Annotated in this window: 2 protein-coding genes; both read left to right on the plus strand. The window is 49.4% G+C overall.

Annotated features, from left to right (window positions below; translation table 11 throughout):
* The coding region (locus CLV98_RS23565; protein WP_158281326.1) for a hypothetical protein at positions 1-303 on the plus strand (303 nt) is incomplete at its 5' end.
* Between the two features lie 64 nt (positions 304-367).
* The coding region (locus CLV98_RS23110) for a phage tail tape measure protein (protein WP_109678496.1) at positions 368-2,301 on the plus strand (1,934 nt) is incomplete at its 3' end.

Genomic DNA, 2,301 nt, shown 5'->3' on the forward strand with positions numbered 1-2,301 from the left:
TTTATCAATAACGAGAGCATTGCCATCAACGGGAAACAGACCCAGCTCTTTGTTCCTGGATACTTTATTAACCGGAATAAAAAGGAGATTACCGCGGAGCGGGCCCTAAACCGGATCTCCTATGCCATGGGCCGCTCCAGGATGGATAGAAACACCATTACCCGCCGCAAAAAGCCGTTTTATAATGTCAACAAAGGGGAAATCTATCAGGAAATATCAGACTATTTATCAAAAAAACTGCCTCCCACAATTCAGCAAACTTTTAAGGAGTTTTATGAGAGGCCAGTTTGGGAGAGGGAGTGATTCCCGTCCTACTCCCATAAAAAGGTACGCTGCAATTTAGTAGCGTACCTTTTTTCGTTATAGGATGAATTTAGTAGAGAATAGCGTCTGGAACTTCGATGTAAATGGCAAGCCGGCACTCAATGCCCTGGGTGAGCTGGAGAACAAGCTCGGTGAGTTAAAAACGGCCCAAAAGGAACTCACCAGAGGCACCAAGGAATGGACAGACAACAAGGCCGAGATCAAGGAACTGGAGGAGTCCATCAAAAAGACCAGAGTAGAGATGGGCACCGCTGGTATGACTGTCAAACAGTTGGAAGGTTATTATAAGCAACTCAATAAGGAGCTTAAAGACCTCACACCTGGAACTGATCAGTACATCGAAAAAACTAAGGAGCTCCAGGATGTCAATACCAGGCTATCGAATGTAAGAAAAGACGTTCGTGCTGTCACGGAGGAAGCCGATAAAAGCAAATCCACCTGGACCAATATGAAGGAGTGGATCACTGGAGCATTATCGGCCTTCACCCTGGTCAATATTATGGAGTCCCTGATCAACTTCACTAGGGAAGGGATCAAGATGGCCGCCACGATGAGTGATGCCTTTGGCGGGATTCAGAAAGCTGCAGGGATGACCGAGCAGGAGGTTAAAAACCTAAATACGGAGATCGCCAAGATCGACACCCGAACGGCCCAGGACGAGCTCCTGGGTATCGCCCAGGTTGGAGGACAGATCGGAGTAGCTAAAGACCAGATGCTGGGCTTTGTAGAATCTGTCGATAAAGCCGTGGTTGCCCTGGGCGATGAGTTTAGCGGTGGAGCTGAAGAAGTAGCTTCTACGATGGGTACGCTCTCCAAACTTTTCAAGGAAACCAAGGATCTGGAAGCCGGCAAGGCCATTAACGATATCGGTTCTGCTATCAATGAACTAGGTGCCGCAGGAACGGCCACAGGTCCAGTGGTGGCAGATTTCGCTATGCGCATGGGCCAGCTCGGGGACCTGAGCCCTCAGATTAGCGAGACGCTGGGACTTGGTGCAGCCTTCCAGGAGCTAGGCCTCTCCGCTGAAATCTCTGCCGGTGGATTGAGTAACATCCTGCTTACAGCCTCTAAAGACACCGCAACCTTTGCCACTCAAGTAGGCCTGACAGAGAAGGAGTTTATCAAGCTAATCAACAGTAGTCCCAATGAGGTCATTCTAAAGCTTGCTGAAAGCTTCAGAGGAATGCCCACAGATAAGGTGGTTAAGAACCTGGATGATCTGGGTATCAAAAGCCAGGAGGCCACCAAGGTCATGAGCCTATTGTCTGATCAAACCGATACGGTTCGTGAAAAGCAGCTACTGGCCGCTACGGCCATGAAAGAAGGTACCAGCCTTACTAAGGAGTTTGGCATCATGAACAACACGGCAGCGGCCCAGCTGGCCAAGCAAGAAAAGGCCTTGGACGAGCTAAAAACCACGTTGGGCGCAGCACTATTGCCGGCGCTATTGAATGTAACAACGGGTGTTATTGCTTTTATCAAAGGTATCGGTGCTGTTCCGGAGTTTTTGCGAGAAAACAAAGAAATGATTGCGGCCCTGGGAGTGGCTATGGTTTCCCTGAACTGGAATTTGGTCATGGCCACCGCATCCTCCCTGGCACATGCTGCAGCTGAAAAAGGAAGGCTTATATGGACAGAATCCGCAACGGCCGCTCAATGGCTTATGAATGCGGCCATGACGGCCAATCCCATTGGGCTTGTGGTTGCTGCAGTAGCCTTGTTCGTGGGTGGCCTGGTTACCCTTTACAATAATTCGGAAACCGCACGTAATGCCATCAACCGGCTGTGGCAAGGAATAAAAGACGCTGCCAGTGCAGTGGGATCCTTCTTTGGGCTACTTAGCTCCGAAAATGAGAAAAGCCTGGCCAAACAAAAATCTGATAACGACAAGTACTTATCTGACAAAAAGGGACAAGAGGGTAAGACGGCCGCTGAAATAGCCGCAGCCAATAAGGCTACAAAGGAAAAGGAGCTCGC

The organism is Dyadobacter jejuensis (assembly GCF_003149085.1).
In the GTDB taxonomy this organism is placed as follows: domain Bacteria; phylum Bacteroidota; class Bacteroidia; order Cytophagales; family Spirosomataceae; genus Dyadobacter; species Dyadobacter jejuensis.